Source organism: Streptomyces sp. NPDC048484, assembly GCF_040651415.1.
GTDB lineage: Bacteria > Actinomycetota > Actinomycetes > Streptomycetales > Streptomycetaceae > Streptomyces.
Window position 1 is genome coordinate 200,798 of sequence record NZ_JBEZJY010000011.1, and the last position, 18,612, is coordinate 219,409.

Consider the following 18,612-nt stretch of genomic DNA (forward strand, 5'->3'; position numbering starts at 1 on the left):
CGGTGAAACCGACGGTGCCATCATGCCTCGCCCTGGGGCGGGCGGGTGCCGAGAGGGGTGCTCTCGGGCTGCGGACGTCCTGTTCAGACGCTCCACTTCTGGTTGTCGGTCCCCGCGCAGCTCCACAGCTGCAGCCAAGCACCGCTGCCCCGGTTGTTGTCCTTGATGTCGACGCATTTGCCGACGACGGTGTTGACCAGGTCGTGGCTGGAGTTCAGCACGAACTTCTGGGCGGCGTTGCCACTGCACCGGGCGATCTGGATGGGGGTGCCGTCGCGGTAGTTCGCATTGGCCACGTCCAGGCAGAGGCCCTTGATACGGACGGTACCGTCGGAGGCGAACTGCCATTTCTGGGCGGCGCCCCCGTTGCAGTCCCACACGAACAGCTTCTTGCCGTCGCCGAAATCACTGCCCGGCACGTCGATGCACTTGCCCGAGAGGTGACTGCGCAGGGAGACCGCGGCGCTGAGGGTCACCCCCGAACCGGCCTTCGCGGGCTGGCTCTTGTCGCCGTCGGACTTCTTCTCGCCGCTCTGCTTCTCCGGCTGGTCCTTCTGACCGGCGCCCTTCTGAGCATCGTCCTTCTTCGCCTCGCCCGCACCCTTGCTGTCGCTCTTCGCCGGGGCGGACGTGGAAGCATTTTGCGCCGACTTACCCTTTTCGACTGGGCCCTTCTCGCCGTCGCCCGCGGAACCGGCGTCGGGCGAGGTCTCCGCGAACTCGCCCGGTACGTCCTGCGCGTTCCCGCCGAGCACGGTTCCCGCCGACGCCGGCCCCTTACGGTCCTTGTCGTCATCCCCGCCGAGCATCAGCAGGGGCACGGACACGAGCAACGCCCCCGCGACGGCGGCCCCGGCCAGCACGGCCTTGCCCGGCCGCCCCACCGGCCCGGTCCGCTGCTGCGGCCGGTCGATCGCGGTCGCGGTCATGGTCCGTACGAGCGCGGGCAGCCGGCTCTTGGCTTCCGCGGCGGCACCGGGGTCGGCCTCGGACTCAGCCTCGGACTGATTACCGGAAGCGTTCCCGCCCTCGGAACGGGTCCCGGCTTCGGGCCTGATTCCAGCTTCGGACCCGTCTCCGGCTTCGGGCTCGGTGGCCTTGCCCTGTGCGGCCGTCTCCCCGGCCTCGGCTCCGGACTTCGCCGCTGCGGGCTCAGATTCCGGCGTGGGCGTAGGCGTGGACTCGCTCTCGGACTTGGGTTCGGCGACGGCGGCGGCGGTCGCAGCCGCGGCCGTCTCCTCGCCGTCGGAACCCGAACCGGAACCCGAACCGGAATCCGTACCCGAACGCGAACCGGAACCCGGGCCGGACCCGGCACTCGGGGAGGCGGGGTTCTGCTGGGCCGGACGTGTCACGGGGTCCTCCCTGCGATGTGGGGGCTGTGAGGGCGGGGTTCAGGAGAACTGTCGGTCCGGGGCTCGGCCACAGGGCCGACACCGGTACGGTCCGCTGCGCCGGAGGGAGCACCCGGACCCTCCGCCGTCACGGCGTCCGCTGTGGGAGTCCCCTCGGCGCCCGGTCCACGTACGGGACCGGGAAGACTGTCCGCCGGGACGAGCAAGGGGGCCGCGGCCCCGGCGTTGACCATCAGCAGGGTGTCCGAACCGCTCAGTGAACGGGCCAACTCCCGCGCCGGAAGCGTGCCATGGCGAAGTACCGGGGACATGAACTCGTGTGCCGGTGAGGTGAACAACAGCACCACCGGCGCCCCGTCCTGCCCGGTGGCCGTGAGCGGCCCGCCGTCCGGCGCGCGCACCACGGTGACGTCCGCCTCGGCGAGCGCCGCGAGCGCCTCGTCCACCGAGCCGTAGCCGGTGGCGGCCCGTTGTGCCGCCGCGTCCACCGGGTCGGTGGGCTCCGGCCAGCCGAGCATGCGGGCCGAGGGCCGGTACGCCGGGTTGGCGCGGTAGTCCCCCACGCCCCCGCTCTCGTCCGACTGCCACTCCCCCAGGACCGCCCACTCCGGCGGGGTCCGCTCCTCGGTCCACTCCGGGTCGACCACCCCGATCCAGTGACCCGGGGCCCGGCGGGCAACGTCCCGGACGGCCTCGGGTATCTCGGGGGTGTCGACGGCTTCGACAACTTCGGTGACGTCCGCGGGGGCTGCGGCACCCGTGGTGTCCGTGGCGTCGGGAACAGGTGACTCGGGGACGGCGGTCGGGCGGGAGCCATCAGGCAGCACGGGCAAGGCGTCATGCCTGCCCTCTTGCCGTTCTCCGGGCCGCATCTTCACCTGAACTCTTCGGTCCGTACGAATTCTTGGTGCCGCATGACATGCGCGCACGCCGACATTGAATTGATCAGATCGGGAAGCCAACAGAATGCCACACCAGCCCCACGCGTGGTGCGCTGGGGCAGACCCGTATCGGACGACCGCGTGCCCGTTTGCTGCCCGCATGGAGAACTTTCCGGGAGCAGTGAGGCGTGGGTGGACAAAGCGGTGGGGTGGTTGGGGCTGAGGGTGCTGCTGTCGCCTCCGCGACGGGCTAGGTTGGGTGTGCCATCGGACCCGTCCCTGTACAAGTGCCCTTGCACAGGCGCCTTCCGCCCGGACGTCCAAGCCAAGGCCGTACGGGAATGCCTCTCAGTTCAGGAGGGCATCGGATCGGTCTGCGGCCGCCACCGCGGCGGGTCACACGGACCTCGACGACCAGGATCGAGCCTGACTGGCTCACCTCGACGCGGTACCTGCCCAACACCCGCCGAGCCGGCTGACGTTGGTCCGGCCCGGCCGCTGTCAGGGCCGTGCCCACCACCGACAGCTCCGCCACCGAGGAGGAGTACCGCATGTCCCCCCAGCCCCACACCCCCGGCGCGAACGCGGAAGCGGAGGCGGCCGCCGCCCGCCCGGAGGAGCCGGAGAAGGCCGGGTCCCCACCCGCTTCTCCGGGACCGGACGAGCAGACGCCGGCCCCTGCCGCGGCCCCCGAGGCGGAGTCAGGCACCACCCCGGCCGGGGAGAACGGCACCGGCCCGGCCGGTGGCGCTCCCAACGCCGGAGAGACCGCTGCCGCCCCTGCGGCGCCCTCAGCTGCCTCCGGGACCGCCGGGGCGCCTGAGGCCCCCGAGGAGGGCGTCGCCGTGGCGGCGGCGGTCGGGACGACACCGCCGGGCACCAAGACCGGCACCGGCGTCAACAGCGGACGCCCCCGCAAGCCGGTCCTGGCAGGGGCGGCGATCGCCGGCGCCGTCCTGATCGCCATACCGCTGCTGCTGGCCGGGAGCGCGCAGGACGACGGGCGCCCCGGCGCGAAGGGGCTGGCCGCGGAGGGTTCCGACACCGTCCTGAACGGGAGCTCCGCACCTGCCGTCCTCGACGACTACGTGGCCGAGAAGCCCAGTTCGTCCCCGCGCAAGGAGAAGCCGAAGAAGAGCGACGCCCCGAAGGTCGCCCCCAAGGCCGTCGCGCCCGTGCCGGAGACCAGGACGAGCAGCCCGGCCGCGAAGAAGGCGAAATCCACGCCCAAGGCCAAAGCCAAGGCCAAGCCCAAGACTGACACGAAGCCGAACTGGGGCACCAAGACCGTCTACGCGAACAGTGTCCTTCGGGCCGGCCAGTCCTGGACCACCAACCGCATCCGCATGGTCATGCAGTCCGACGGCAACCTCGTCGTATACAACGAGAACAACAAGCCCACCTGGGCGTCCATGACCTTCGGCAGCAACCACCGGGCGATCTTCCAGGAGGACGGCAACCTCGTCGTCCACAACGGCGACGACCGCCCGATCTGGGCCTCCCGGAGCCACGGCCACGCGAACGCCCAGCTGATTCTCCGAGCCGACGCCAAGGTGGTCGTCCTGCACAACGGCGGAGTCATCTGGTCGACCTGACACGGTCCGGCGAGCCCGCGGTCGGACCTAGTGCCACCTGATTACCGCTTGACGGGCCGTGCCCACGCGACGAAATCCCACGGCCCGTCACCCGAACTCACCCCGCCTCAGGCCCACGGCGAGGTCTCCCGGCCAGGGTGGCAGCTCCCCGTCGTCGGCGAGCTGCCACCGTGGACACGTACAGCCGCTCTGGACGGCGCAGAGCGAAGCCGGTGACGAGCGTTGTGGCACAGGTGCCTGCGCACCCCTTCGCCACCCACATGGCGCACGCCTTCACGCCGTAACCCACCAGGACCTCCCCTCCCCCCGTACCGGGCCTCCTCGTATCCGATCCGCATTCGCCTCCGCGTCCCCGCCACGGGATGATGCCTCCGCCCCAGCCGGACACGGCGAAGCGTCGGGTACGGCCAGGGACCGGGTACGGCCGGCACGGGGCAGGGGCCCACGCCGTCCTCATACTTGGAGCCCGCGCAGCGCGCCGCCTCCACTTCTCCCCGTACAGACGCTTCGCTCACGCACCAACGATTCGCCCACGCACGAACGAACGGACTCATGACTCCTGAAACGCTCCTGGACGTACTACTGGACGCGGCCCGCCAGGCCCCCGGGCAAGTCGTCGTCCACGTCCGCGGGGACGGTAGTGAAGTCGCCGTCACCTTCCGGCAGCTCCTCGAAGAGTCACTGCGTGTCGCGGGCGGCTTCCGCGATGCCGGAGTCGCCCCGGGTACCTGTGTGCCGCTGCTCGCGGAGCACAGCGGGGATTTCCAGCCGATGTTCTGGGGTGCGCTGGCGGCCGGCCTGGTCCCGGTGCCGCTCGCGCCGGACGCGCGGCGGGTCGGCCCGGTGTGGGAACACCTCGGCCGTCCGCCCGTCGTGGTGGACGCGGCCTGCGCGGAGGTGGCCGACGCACTGCCGGGTCCCGTCGAGGTGTTGCGGCTGGAGACGTTGCGGGAGTGCCCCGCCCCGGCCCCACGCGTGGTGCCGGCCCCCGGCGACCTGGCGTTCCTTCAGTTCTCGTCCGGCAGCACCGGCGCGCCCAAGGGCGTGGAGCTGACCCATGCCGCCGTGCTGGCCAACCTGCGGCAGATAGTCGCCGTCTCGGCCCTCTCCGAGCAGGACGTCCTGGTCAGCTGGATGCCCTACTTCCACGACATGGGCCTCATCGGCACCCATCTGGCACCGCTGGCCGCCCGGACGAAGCAGGTGAAGATCGGCCCGCTGTCGTTCGCGAAGAACCCGAGCCTGTGGCTGGACGTGACCGCCCGGCACCGGGGCACGGTCCTGTCGGCCGCCAACTTCGCACTCGCGCTGGCTGTTCGACGCGTCCCCGACGAGGTGATCGCCGGACTCGACCTGAGCGCGGTGCGGCTGATCCTGGTGGGGGCCGAACCGATCTCCGCGACGGTGTGGCGGGACTTCGCCGCCAAGATGCGTCCCGCCCGACTGGACCCCCGGGCGGCGACACCCGTGTACGGGCTGGCCGAGGCGACGTTGGCCGTCACGTTCCCGCCCCTGGGCGAGGTGGCGGTTCCCGTCGCTCTGGAGCGGGCGGCACTCAGCCGTGGCCTGGTCGTGGAACGCCGGGCGGGCCGTGACGCCGTGGAAGTGATGGACGTCGGCCTGCCGGTGCCTGGCTGTTCGGTACGGATCACCGACGACGCCCGACGGCCACTGGGCGACCGGCGGGTGGGACACATCGAGGTGAGTGGTCCGCAGGTCGCACGCGGCTACCACCGGCTGCCCGAGACGACGGCGCTGTCCTTCGCCGGGGACTGGCTGCGGACCGGCGATCTGGGGTTCCTGCGGGACGGCCGGCTGTGCGTCAGCGGCCGCCACAAGGATGTCCTGTTCCTCAACGGCCGCACCTTCCACGCCCCGGACATGGAGGAGGTCGCGAGCGCGAGCCCCGGGCTGCCGCCGGGAAGCCCGGTGGTGATCGGCTCGACGGACCCGGTGACCGGCGGCGAGCGGGTGGTGGTCTTCGTGCCCTGGGGCCGGCCGCCACGTGGCGCGGCCGAGGTACTCGACGAGGTCGCGCGGCGGGTCCGCACCGCACTGGGGCACGACGACGTACGCGTGCTCGCGCTGCCGCCGTCGGCCTTCCCCCGGACCACGAGCGGCAAGGTGCGGCGGCAGCGGATGCGGACGCGCTTCGAGGAAGGCGCGTACCGGCCCGCCGCGTCGTCCGGCATGCCCGGCGCCGCTCCCGGACCGGGCCTTCCGCTGAGCGGCCCCGAGTCACCTCGAACGGCGAACGAGCCGGCAAGACGGCGGCCCGCGACGCCCCGCTCGCGCGGTGAAGTGCGACAGGTGGTGCGTGCCGCCTGGGCCCGTGTGCTGGGGCTGCCCGAGGCTGCCTTCGGTGACCGGGACCGTTTCTCCGACCTGGGCGGCACCTCGCTCAAGGCCATGGAGACGCTCGCCGAGTTGGAGGAGGCCCTGGAGATCACGCTGGGGCCCGCCGTGATGCGCAACGACACCGTCGCCGCACTCACCGACCACCTGCTGGCCACTGCGGACGAGACCACGGCACCGCCGTCGCCCGCCTCGGACTCTCAGGGGCAAGGGCAGGAGCAGGAGCAGAGGCAGAGGCTGGGACTGGGGAGGTCACCCGCGGCAGGCGGCACGTCGCCCGCGACGGCGGTCGTCGCGATGGCCTGCCGGTTCCCCGGTGCGAGCACGCCGGAGGAGTTCTGGGAGCTGCTGGCGGCCGGCCGTGACGTCGTCACCGAGGTGCCACCGGACCGTTGGGGCACCGCGCCGCCCGAAGCGACGGCAGACGGACGGCCGCTGCCGGACGCCCTCAGCAGCCGTTGGGGCGCCTTCCTGGACGACACGGCCGCCTTCGACGCCGAACACTTCGGCATCGGTGACGAGGAGGCCCGCGCGTTGGACCCGCAGGCCCGGATCTTCCTGGAACTCGCCCACGAGGCCCTGGAACGCGCCGGTTACGCCGGACCCCGCCGACGCGGCCTGCGGATCGGTGTCTTCGCCGCCGTCGGGGACAGCGGCTACCGCCAGATCCTCGCCGACGTCTCCCCCGCCCTGCCGCCGTCCGCGACGACGCTGACGGGCAACCTCCCCAACCTGATCGCCGCCCGCGTCTCACACTGCCTGGACCTGGACGGCCCGACGCTCGCCGTGGACACCGCGTGCTCATCGGGTCTGGTCGCGCTGCATCTGGCCCGGCGCAGCCTCGCGGACGGCGAGTGCGACATCGCCGTCGTCGGCGGGGTCAACCTGCATCTCACGCCGGACGGGTATCGGGCCCTGGAAGCCGCGCAGGCCCTGTCACCCACCGGACGCAGTCGCGCCTTCAGCACGGCGGCCGACGGGTTCGTACCCGGCGAGGGCGGGGCCGCCCTGGTCCTGCGACGGCTGGAAGACACCCGCGGGGACGGCGACGAGGTGCTCGCCGTCGTGCGGGGCACCGCCGTCAACAACGACGGCACGTCACTGAGCCTGATGGCACCCAACCCGCTGCGCCAGCGCGAAGTGATCACTCGCACGTACGAGGCCTGCGGCGTCGACCCGGCATCCGTGACGTATGTCGAGGCCCACGGAACGGGCACGGCCGTCGGTGACCCCATCGAACTGCGGTCCCTGGCCCACGCCTTCCCTGTCCGCGAGGACGGTCGGCCGCGGCTGCTCGGCTCGGTGAAGACGAACGTCGGGCACCTGCTGAACGCGGCCGCCCTGCCCTCACTGGTGAAAGTGGTGCTGTCGCTCGGGCACGGCCGGCTGCCCGCCTCCCTGCACCACACGCCGCCGTCGCCCGCGGTCGAGCGGTCCGGTTTCGCTCTGGTCACCGAGGCGGGGGCCTGGCCGTCGTCCGGCCCCCGCAGGGCCGGTGTCAACGCCTTCGGCTTCGGCGGCACGAACGCGCACGCGGTACTGGAGGAGGCACCACCGCCTCTCCCGGCCCACGGCCCGCGTGACGGCGGCGGCGGACCGCACCTGCTGACTCTGTCGGCGCGCAGCGCGTCCGGTCTGGACGCCTGGACGTCCCGGCTCCTCGGCCGGCTGCGCGACCACCCGGATCTGGACGAGGGTGATGTGTGTCTGGCGGCGGCGACGGCCCGGGACGAGGGCACTCATCGCCTCGCCGTCGTGGCCGACGGTGACCTGCGCGAACGCCTGGCCGCGGCCACCACTCACAGCGGCGGCCCCCTGCCGGGTGTGGTCGCCGGGACGGTGACGGGCCGGCCGCGCACCGTCTTCGTGTTCCCGGGCCAGGGTGCGCTCCGACCGGGCCAGGGCCATGCGCTGTACGCGACGGCGCCGGTGTACCGCGACACGCTCGACGAGGCGTCGGCCCACGTCGGCGCGGTGCACGGACGCACGTTGACGGCCTGGTGCGTCGATCCCGGCGTGGACGCGCGGGCGCAGGCCGCGACGGAGGTGGCACAGCCGCTGCTGGTGGCCCACGGGGTGGCGCTCGCCCGGCAGTTGCTGGCCTGGGGCGTCCGGCCGGACGCGCTCCTCGGACACAGCGTCGGCGAACTCACCGCCGCCTGCGCCGGCGGGACGCTGTCCCTCGCCGACACGCTGGCGTTCGCGGCGGAACGCGGACGCCTCATGGGAACGTCGACCCCGCCGGGCGCGATGGTGGCGGTGCGGGGAGCCGACGAGGAGGACGTGGCCGCCCTGGTCGCGGCTGCTCCCGGCGAACTCGCGATCGCCGCGTACAACGGTCCCGGCAGGCTGGTGCTCTCCGGCACCCCTGACGCGGTGGGGCGGGCGACGGAGAGGCTTTCCGCGCGTGGCGCGGCGGTACGCGCCCTGGAGGTGACGCGCGCCTTCCACTCGCCCTTGATGGAGCCGATCGCCCAGCCCCTGACCGATGCGGCACGCACGCTTGAGGTCACGGCTCCCGGCCTTCCGGTGATGAGCACACTCACCGCGCGGTGGCAGCCGCGCATGGACCCGGACCACCTGCGCGAGCACGCCCTGCGGCCTGTGCTGTTCGGGCGGGCTGTGGCCCGGCTGCTCGACGAGGGCTACGACACGTTCGTGGAACTCGGCCCGCAGGAGAGCCTCACCGGTCTCGTACGGGCAGCCGCCGCCCGTCACCGGACGGCCGGTGCGGGCGGGGATGCCGATGCCGGGGCTGCCTCGGATTCCGGGGATGATGCCCGGGAGGTCCTCGTGATCTCCGCGCCCGTTGGGCCTGAGCATCCCGGAACTCCCCGGAACGGTGTCGCGGGCGGGGCACGCCAGTTGCTGGAGACGGTGGCAGCCCTGTGGGCACGCGGTGTGGGACTGGACCGTACAGAACTGCACCCTACGGAACTGCACCGTACGGGACTCGACGCGGGCCGGCGCCGGGTGTCACTGCCGCCCTACCCCTACCAGCGGCGCCGCTTCTGGCCAGGGGCCACGGAGCACGGACCGGGGTACGGGCTGGGGCACGGACTGGGGCACGAACTGCTGCACCGCGTCACCTGGCAGGCGACGCCCCTGCCGTCCGACAGCTCGCCCGACAGCTGTGGGCCGGTACTGGTGACCGGCCCGGACTCGACGGCCGTCTACGAACTGACGCAACGCCTCGCGGGCCAGGGCGTACGAACGACGGAGTCCCCGGGCGCCCGTCCGCAGACGGTGCTCCTCCTGGCCGGGCCCGCCGCCCGCGGAACGGCCACGGACATCGAACGCATCCAGTGTGAGCTGGTCACGGCGTTCCACGAGGCCCTCACGCTGTTCGACCTGTCCGGAGCCGGGCGTCTGCTGGTCGTGACCGAGGACGCGCACGCCACGGGGCACGGCCGCGAACGGCCGGACCCGGCACAGGCGGTGCTGGGCGGTCTGGCAATGGCCGTGCCGTCGGAGTCCGCGGGAGCGGTGGCCAACTGGGTCGACCTCTGTTCCCTCGACGACGCCGGGCAGCGGCTTCGGGCCGTCCTCGCCGAGGCGACGGCACCGCAGGCGGCCGGAGCCGTCGCCTGGCGGGGCGGACAGCGGCTGGTGCGGACCGTCGCGCCGGAGACCGCCGAGCTGCCCGGCGTCCCGGGCCGGCAGCCCGCGGTTGCGGACCAACAGCCCGCGGTCCCGCCCCGGTTGCCCGCCGACGGCACCTTCCTGATCACGGGCGGCGGCGGGGGCCTCGGTTCCGCCCTGGCACGCGAACTCGCCGGCCGTGGCCGGCCGGTGCTCCGGCTCACGGGGCGTTCCCCGCGGCCGCCCGCGGGCCTGCTGGAAGAACTCGCCGACCTGGGCGCCGACGCCCGGTACCACCAGGCCGACCTCACCGCACGCGACGACGTCGAGGCGCTGGTCGCCGCACTGCCCACGCCGGACGCCGTCTTCCACGCGGCCGGAGTGGTGCGCCTCGGGAGCCTGCGCGGGACGAAGGTGGAGGAGACGATGGAGGTGCTGGGTGCGAAGACGCTCGGCACCATGCTGCTGTCGGAGGCGCTCAGCCGGCAGGGCCGGAGTCCCGGGGTGTGCGTGGCGTTCTCCTCCGTCTCCTCCGTGCTGCCCGGACTGGCCGGGGGGCTTGGTGCCTACGCGGCCGCGAACGCCTTCCTGGACTCGTTCGCCGGCGCCGAGCGGCAGGCGGGGCGGCCATGGCTGTCGGTGAACTTCGGGCCGTTCGCCGAGACGGGATCGGCCGCGGCGTTCACCCCCGATGCCCTCGCCCCCGTCACCCACATCAATCACGCCAGCCACGTCAACCATGACAACCACGTCACCCGTGACGGAACCCGGCCGCTGGCCACCGCACCGGCACTGGCGGCGCTGCGGTCCGCGTGCGGCACCAACCTCGCACAACTGGTCCTCGCCGACCGCACGACGCTCCGGCCGGACCGTGCGTCCCCCCGACCGCCCTTGCCGCACGGGCCGTTGCCCGCACCACGGCTCACGCCGCAGTCCGCGTCACGGTCAGCGGCGGAGCACACATCCGCGTCCGGCACCGCCGCGGTACTGCGGGAACTGCTGGCGCAGTCGCTTGGTGTCCCGGCGTCGACCGTCGACGACGACGCCCCGTTCCTCTCGTTGGGGCTGGACTCACTGGGCGCGGTCGACCTCGTCAAGCGACTCGAACGCAAGACCGGGCGCTCCCTCCCCGCCACTCTCTTCTTCGAGTACCGGACCGTGCGCGAACTGACCACCCACCTGGACACGGACACGGAGTCCTCCCCGGCACCGCCCTCGGCCCCCGCCCCCGCTCCGACCCCGGCTTCGGCTTCGGCTTCGGCTTCGGCGGAGGGGGAAGCGGCGCACTCCCCCTCACCCACAACTGATCGCACGTCCTTCGCCCTGACGCCCGTACAGCTGGCCCTGCACACCAGCAGTCGGCTGCATCCCGACGTCCCGGCCCGCGGTCATCTACGGATGACGGTCCGCGGTCCCCTGGACACCCATGTACTCGGCCGGGCGCTGGCCGGCCTGGCCGAACGGCACGGCATGTTGCGCGTGCGGATCGACGACTCGGGCAAGGGCGGCCCGGTGCAGCGCCTGGCACCGGCTGCGCCTCTGTCGACCTGGTACGAGGTCCGCGAGTGCGGCGCCGAGCAGGTGGCCGACCTTGAGACGGCGCTGTGCAACCAGCCTTTCGACCTGGCCGCGGAACCGCCCGTGCGGGCCGTGCTGCTCCGTCAGGGACCGGCCGTCGCCCACCTGTTGCTCGTGGTCCACCACGCGGCGGCGGACGGGTACAGCCTGAACGTCCTGGCCGAGGAACTGTGGTCCTCGTACACCGTGCTGTGGCGTGGGCAGCCCCCGGCCACCGCGCCGGACGCGCCGAGCTTCGCGGCGTACGCCACGAGCGCCCGCTCTTCCGGCACCACCGCGTCGGACGCCGACCGTCGCTACTGGGCGGAACGACTGGCCGAGGGACCGGCCGGGCGACGCGAACCGCTGCGGCTGCCCTACGACGGCGATCCCGACGCTCCCCCGTCGGGCCCTCTCGTGCAGCACTACGGCTCGCTCGACGCGACCCTCACCGCCGGCCTGGAGCGGCTGGCCGCCGCGCACGACGTGTCCCTGTTCCACCTGCTGCTCGCCGCGTACGTGCGCTGCCTGACGCGGTGGACGGGGCGGCCGGACATCGCGGTCAACGTGGCTCGTGCCCGGCGCGAGGAGCGCTTCGCCGGTATGGACCGGCTCGTCGGTCCACTCGCCGACACCCTGCCCCTGCTGTGCGAGACGGCTCACGACGAGCCGGTCGTGGCACTGGCGCAACGGCTGCGGCGCAGCTGGCTGGAGAGCGAACGACACTCCGGGCTGAGCAGCCTGGACCTGGCCGGTCTCCTGCCCGCCGGCGGTCCCCGCACGGCGAGCCCCGCGGGCTTCAGTTTCGCCCGCTTCCCGGCACGCCTGGCGGCCGACTGCCCGGTCGAGGTACGGGCCGACGCGGCCGGCACCGGATCGGCCGCGACCCGGCTGAGCCTGCTGTGCTGGGCGGACGGATCCATGCTGCGCATGTCATGGAACTTCCCGTTGCCGCTGTTCGAACCGCGGACGGTGGCACGGCTGGACAGGGAGTACCGCGACGAACTGGCCGCTCTGTGCGCGCTCCCGGAACAGCCCGTGCGGCCCCTCTCCGCCCTCTCGGCACCGGTGCGTCCGCCTCGCGGGACGGAAGCACCGCACGGGGTGATCGAGCGGCTGCTCCGGCAGTTCCGTGCCACGCCCGACGCGCCCGCCGTGGAGGCCGGCGAGACGACTCTCACCTACGCGGCACTCGACCGCGCCTCTCATCTGCTGGCCACACGGTTGCGCGCCGGCGGTGTACGTGCGGGCGGGCTGGTCGGGCTGCTCACCGAGCCCGGTCCGGACACCGTGATCGGCGTGGTCGGCATTCTGCGTGCCGGGGCGGGCTGGGTTCCGCTGGACGCGACGTACCCCTCCGCCCGGCTGGCGGACCAGCTGAAGCGCGCGGATGTCTCCACCGTGGTGTGCCACGCACCGACCCTCGACACCGCAGGGCTGCTCGACGGAGTGCGTGCGGTACGCAGCGACGACAGCCCGCCGGACACGCGGACGAACGGCCAAGCGGCCACACCTGCTCCGGCACCGGCACCAGCACCAGCACTCGTATCGGGGGCCGTACTCGTAGCCGCGATCGACACCGCGCCCGACGCCGAGTCGACCGCCGAGTCGATCGCGTACGTCATCTTCACCTCGGGCTCCACCGGCCGCCCCAAGGCGGTCCCGATCACGCACCGGGCGATGGAGAACTACCTCGACTGGGCCATCGGCGCCTTCGGTTACGGCGCCGGGGACCGTCTGGCGCAGACCGCGTCGCCGTGCTTCGACGCCTCGGTACGTCAACTGCTCGCGCCACTCCTGGTCGGCGGCACCGTGGTGACCGTACCGCGGGAGCTGCTGCGGGATCCCGAACTGCTGCTGGCGTACGCGGAACGGACCCGGATCACAGTGTGGAGCTCCGTCCCGACACTGTGGGAGCAGTTGCTGTCGGCCGCCGAGGAGCGGGTGCGACGGGGAGCGCGACGGCCGGATCTGTCGGCGCTGCGATGGGTGCACGTGGGCGGTGAGGCCCTGCCCGCCACGCACGTGCGCCGCTGGTTCGACCTGTTCGGCGACGGCCAGCGCATCGCCAACCTGTACGGCCCCACCGAGACGACCATCAACGCCACCTGCCACGTCATCGCCACGCGTCCGGCCGACGACGTACGGACTCTGCCGATCGGACGGCCGGTGACCGGTACCGACCTGGCGGTGGTCGGCGCCGACGGCGCCCCTTGCCCTGTGGACGAGCCCGGTGAACTGCTGATCGCGGGAGTCGGCCTGACGCCCGGTTACCTGGGTGAACCGGAGCTGACCGCCCAGGCGTTCACCGTGCGGGACGGGCACCGCTGGTACCGCAGCGGCGACCGGGTCCGGCGCCGGGCGGACGGCGTCCTGGAGTTCCTCGGACGGTTCGACGACCAGGTGAAGATCCGCGGCAACCGGGTGGAGACAGGAGAGGCCGAGGCAGCGCTCCAGATACATCCCGGTATCGCGCAGGCCTCGGTCATCGCACATGAGGGACGGCTGCTGGCGTTCGTCACCGCCCGGCCCGGCGCCGAGCGGCCCGAACCGCGAGCGGTGCGCCGCCACTTGGCCGGTCTCCTGCCGCCTTACATGATTCCGGCGCGGATCACCGTGCTGGACGAACTGCCTCTCACCGGCACCGGCAAGATCGACCGCCGCGCGCTCGCCGGCTTGGCCGCACGCCCCGCGCGAACGGAGAGGGGCGATCCCCCACCCGAGGTCGGCCCGGCCGCGATCCCTGGCGGGGACACGCTCCCCGCCACCCCGACCGAGCGGCACCTGGCCTCCATCTGGGGTGAGTTGCTGGACGTCGACGTCGACACCGTCTGCCGGGAGGACGACTTCTTCGACCTGGGCGGTGACTCATTGCTCGTCCTCCACGTGTTCGCCCGGCTCGGCGAGGGCAGGGCGGCGCTGCCTCGACCGACCGTGATCTACGACAACCGCACCCTCGCCCAACTCGCGGCTGCAGTGGACGCGACCGCCACTGAGAAACCCGCCACTGGGCAACGCGCCACCGAGCAACGCGGCGTACCCGCGGCGGTTGCGGACACGGACCATGCGGCTCCCTTCCCCGTCACCCCGGCTCAGCGCGGTTTCCTCCTCGCGGAGGCCCTCTCGCCGGGGGGAGGCGGCTCCTGGCCGGCGCGGCTGCGGCTCTCCGGACCGCTGGACCCGGAGGTGTTCCAGGCGTCGGTGGATCTGCTGGTGGAACGCCACGGCATGCTGCGTACCGTCTTCCCCGCCGGTGCCCGGCCGCCCGTCCAGCAGGAGCTCCCGCCCTCGCTGCGTCTGCCGGTCGTCTTCGAGACGCTGACCGACCGTGCCGAGGTGGACGAACGTGCGGCGGCCGAGGCGGAGCGGCGCTTCGAACCGTGGGCCTGGCCGCTGCTGCGGCTCCGGGTTCTCACCCTCGGAGAGGGCGAACACGTCCTTCTCGTACACGCACACCACCTCATCGGCGACGGATACAGCACCGCATTGCTCGTACAGGAGCTGACGGCGGTCTACGACCGGCTGGCCGCGGGCCACACCGCCGAACTGCCCGCGTCACGCGCCACGTTCCGCGACCACGCCCTGGCGCCCGCCGAGGAGGAACCCGGCACCGTGCCGGGCGCCTCGGAGCGCCGGGCCAGGATCGAAGCCCCCTACCGGCCTCCAGTGCTGCGCACCGCCGAAGGGCACGGGGAGGGGGACAGAAGTGGGGACCGAGACAGGGACAGGGACGGGGGCGGGGACGGTGGCTCGGGGGGCGACGCCGACCCGTTCCGTTCGGCGGGGTTCCTGCTCGATGCCGGCCGGACGGCGGCGCTGCGGGCACTCGCGGCGGAGGCGGGGGCCACGCTGTACGCACCGCTGCTGACCGCATACCACCTGCAGTTGGCGCAGGTGACCGGGCGGGGAGATCTGATCCTCGGCCTGGCGGTGAGCGGCCGAGACCGCCCGCTGCCCGACGTGCACCGCATCTTCGGACCGTTCGCCACCGCCGTACCCGTACGGCCCGCGACGGCGCGGGACGACGGGCCCGCCGAGGAGGAGTTCGGTGACGCCCTGCGCCGGATCGTCACCGAGGCCGAGGAGGCGCGCAGGCACGAGGACATCGTGCCGCGCAACCGTGACGGGCTTCCGCTGACGTCGCAGTTCTTCTTCACGTTCCTCGACTTCTCCGTGCTCGCCTCTCCGTACGGGCAGACGCTGACGGTGTCGTGGGACGACGGGGACAGTGCGTTCGCGCCGCCGTCGTCGGCGACGGACGTGTTCCTGGCGGCACGGCCGGAGGGGGCCGGTCTGCGGGTGACGGTGCGAGGATCCGCCGCGGCCTTCTCCTCGTCCGCGCTGGAGGACTTCGCGGGCGCGATCCGAGAACGCCTCGCCCGGGCCGTGGACCCGCGCGACGCGATCCGCCCGCCAGAAGGGCCGTCCGCATGCCCCTCAGGACGCCCCTCGGGACGCCCGTCAGGTTCCCGGGGAACGATGGACGCCGCGCTGGTCGGCTACCTGCCGGCCCCCGGCCACCTGGCACGGCTTGCGGGGCTGCCCGAGGACGCTCTGCCGCGCAACGACCTGCGCGCGATGCTGTTCCCCGACGGTGCGCCGCGCCTGCTGGAGACGGTCCGGACGCCCCTGGGCAGGTCAGGTTTCGTCTGTGTGCCCCTCTTCGCCGACGAACTCGGCCGTGATCCCGGGCTGGTCGCACACGCCTCCCGCGCGGTGTCGCTCGCCTCCTCGCTCGGAGCCCGGTGTGTCTCGCTGGCCGGGATGATCCCGTCGCTGACCGGTTACGGCTTCGACGTGCTGCGGTCGGCGGAGGGACCGGTGGAGCTGACGACCGGTCACGCGGCGACCGTCGTCTCGGTGGTCCGGACGGTGCATGCGGCGCTCGACGCCACGAGGCAGGATCTGGCGGACCTCGATGTCGCGTTCGTCGGACTGGGTTCGATCGGCGTCTCCTCCCTGGAGCTGCTGCTCTCCCGGGCCGCCCGGCCGCCACGGCGGCTGCTCCTGTGCGACGTCCCCGGCAGCGGGCCCCGGCTGCGGCGGTTGGCGCAACGGCTGCGTGAGCGCGGCCAGGCCGGTGAGGTGGAGGTCGTGGAGTCCCGGCCCACACGGCCCGACGCACTACCCGACGACGCACTGCCCGATGACGCGCTGCCCGACGCGGTGTACGGGGCCGGTCTGCTGGTGACGGCGGTGAGCAGCACCGGTGCACTGCTGGACGTGGATCGGCTGAAGCCGGGGACCGTGGTGGTCGACGATTCCTTCCCGCACTGTTTCGACACCGGCCGGGCGTTGGCCCGGATGCGGGAACGCCGGGACGTGCTCGTACTGGGCGGCGGGCTCCTGCATCTCGGCGACCTCCACCGGGAGATCTCTGAGGGGCTACCGGCGGTGGCCGCGGCCGGTTACCTGGCCCAGCCATGGATCGGCGGAACCCTCGCGTCCTGCCGGGTGGAGTCCCTGCTGAACGCGGCGGACCCCGAACTGCCCCTGGTGCACGGCCTGGTGGACGGGGCAGCGGCCCTCGCCTACTGGGAGGCCGTGGAACGTGCCGGGGTGACAGCGGGCCCACTGCACCTGCTGGGCCACACCGTCGGACCTGGCCCTCTGACCGGTGTACCGACAACTCCCTGAGGTGACAGTGCGGGACGGATCGTGCCGTGCCGAGCCGACACAGATCGGCACGGCACGGTCCGTCCCGCACGCCAATTCTGTGTAACTGCCGCCGTGGTGAGGCGCAGACCTGATGAGTGGACGGACGCCGACGGGGCGCCGCCCGGTGGAGTCGGCCGACTACGGTGCGCGAGCCGCTCCATAGGCCCCACCAGTGGTCTGCACGACATCTCCACGCAGGTCAACCCTGTTACCTGGCTATGACAAAGCGATCTTGACAACCACTGTCGACGCCCACGTAAGTTCGGTATGCACTGAGTTTCTACTACGAGCCGGCGTCCCTGCGCCGGGAGAAGAGACGCCCATGGGTTCCCACGCCCGCCCCAACCGGATACACCGAACTGGGGCTCGGATAGCGACGGTCGCACTTTTCGGGGCCGCCCTGCCGATCACCGCTGGCGGCCTCGCCGAGGCAGCCACCCCCAGCACCGCGTACTCCGCCGATGAGAACGGCCGGCAGAGCGGCGCGGTCACCACTGCCGCCCACCAGAACCAGGGCGCGCTGGACACGAAGGACCAGTCCGCCCCCAAGATCAGAGCCGACCACGCCTTCCTGCTGGACGCCCGCGACGGCAGCCAGGAGCGGGAGATGTGGGCCGGGGCCAAGGCTGACGAGAGCGTGTCGATGGCCAGTACCACCAAGATCATGACCGCCTTGGTGGTGCTCAAGCACCCCGAGTGGCTGGACCGGCAGATCGCGGTGAAGCAGGAGTACCGGGACTACGTCCAGGAGGTCGGTGCCAGTACAGCCGACCTCCAGACCGGCGACAAGCTGACGGTCAAGCAGCTGCTGCACGCCATGCTGATCCCGTCCGGGGCGGACGCCGCACGGGCCCTGGCTGACAACTTCGGCTCCGGGGACACCGAGGACGCGCGGATCGCCGACTTCGTGAACCAGATGAACGCCGAGGCGCAGCAGCTGGGCATGGCCGGCACGCACTTCGACTCCTACGACGGCATCTCGAACGGCGACAACCGCAGCACCGCCCGCGACCTGGCCAAGCTCGGCCAGCGCGCGATGTTGCAGCCGGTGTTCGCCGACGTCGTGAAGAACAAGCAGTTCAAGACCGAGGCCCCGGCGGCCAACGGCAACACCCGGTACTACACCTGGGACAACACCAACGAGCTGCTGAGCAGCTACGACGGCGCCCTGGGCATCAAGACCGGCAGCGGTCCGGAGGCCGGCTACGCCGTCGTCTTCGCCGCCGAGCGGGACAACCGCACCCTGGTCGGCGCGATCCTCGGGACCGACAAGAGCCGCTTCGAAGACGCCACCAAGATGCTCGACTGGGGCTTCGCCAACTGAGCAGCCACCACCCACCCCGGCGCTGAGCGTCTACCGCATGGCTGCACCACGGCCCCCTCCCCGTCCGGCCTTCCACCACGGACGGGGAGGGGGCCGCAGTGCCGCGGGCCGTGCGAGGTACTTTTCGAAGGGCGAGGTTGGCCGGGTGCCTTCTGTTGGCGCTGTTGTTGTCAGGCGGGCTGTTCAACTGTTGTCAGCCGGGCTGCTCAACCGTGCTTTGCGACGGCGTCGATTCCGAGCTGCCACATTTCGTGGTTCCCGCATTCTGCCGTGATCTCGGCTGTCGCCTGAGCCGCGGTCAGGAA

General features: G+C 72.5%; 5 protein-coding genes. 3 read left to right on the top strand and 2 right to left on the bottom strand.

Translation table 11 applies throughout. The features are described 5' to 3' along the window. Nucleotides 1–83: 83 nt before the first annotated feature. Nucleotides 84–1,355, bottom strand: coding sequence for a ricin-type beta-trefoil lectin domain protein (locus AB0D14_RS14035; protein WP_362778174.1), 1,272 nt, complete (start codon nucleotides 1,353–1,355; stop codon nucleotides 84–86). Then, nucleotides 1,352–2,182 carry a type VII secretion system-associated protein gene (locus AB0D14_RS14040; RefSeq protein WP_362778177.1) on the bottom strand — a complete coding sequence of 277 codons (831 nt, stop codon included), beginning with the start codon at nucleotides 2,180–2,182 and terminating at the stop codon, nucleotides 1,352–1,354. The genes AB0D14_RS14035 and AB0D14_RS14040 overlap by 4 nt, the downstream gene beginning before the upstream one ends. 605 nt (nucleotides 2,183–2,787) lie before the next feature. Between AB0D14_RS14040 and AB0D14_RS14045 the strand changes: the two genes are divergently transcribed. The 3 genes from AB0D14_RS14045 to AB0D14_RS14055 all read left to right on the top strand — a co-directional run bounded on the left by AB0D14_RS14045 (nucleotide 2,788) and on the right by AB0D14_RS14055 (nucleotide 18,307). Next, nucleotides 2,788–3,831 (top strand): mannose-binding protein, encoded by a 1,044-nt coding sequence (locus tag AB0D14_RS14045; RefSeq protein WP_362778217.1) that lies wholly within the window; start codon nucleotides 2,788–2,790, stop codon nucleotides 3,829–3,831. Between the two features lie 552 nt (nucleotides 3,832–4,383). Beyond that, nucleotides 4,384–16,962, top strand: coding sequence for an amino acid adenylation domain-containing protein (locus tag AB0D14_RS14050; protein WP_362778180.1), 12,579 nt, complete (start codon nucleotides 4,384–4,386; stop codon nucleotides 16,960–16,962). Between the two features lie 343 nt (nucleotides 16,963–17,305). Continuing rightward, on the top strand, nucleotides 17,306–18,307 hold the full coding sequence (locus AB0D14_RS14055) for a serine hydrolase (RefSeq protein ID WP_362778182.1): 1,002 nt from the start codon (nucleotides 17,306–17,308) through the stop codon (nucleotides 18,305–18,307). Nucleotides 18,308–18,612: the final 305 nt, after the last annotated feature.

Coding starts and splice junctions, on each gene's coding strand:
- AB0D14_RS14045 (WP_362778217.1), top strand. CDS start 2,788: ATGTCCCCCCAGCCCCACACCCCCGGCGCGAACGCGGAAGCGGAGGCG.
- AB0D14_RS14050 (WP_362778180.1), top strand. CDS start 4,384: ATGACTCCTGAAACGCTCCTGGACGTACTACTGGACGCGGCCCGCCAG.
- AB0D14_RS14055 (WP_362778182.1), top strand. CDS start 17,306: ATGGGTTCCCACGCCCGCCCCAACCGGATACACCGAACTGGGGCTCGG.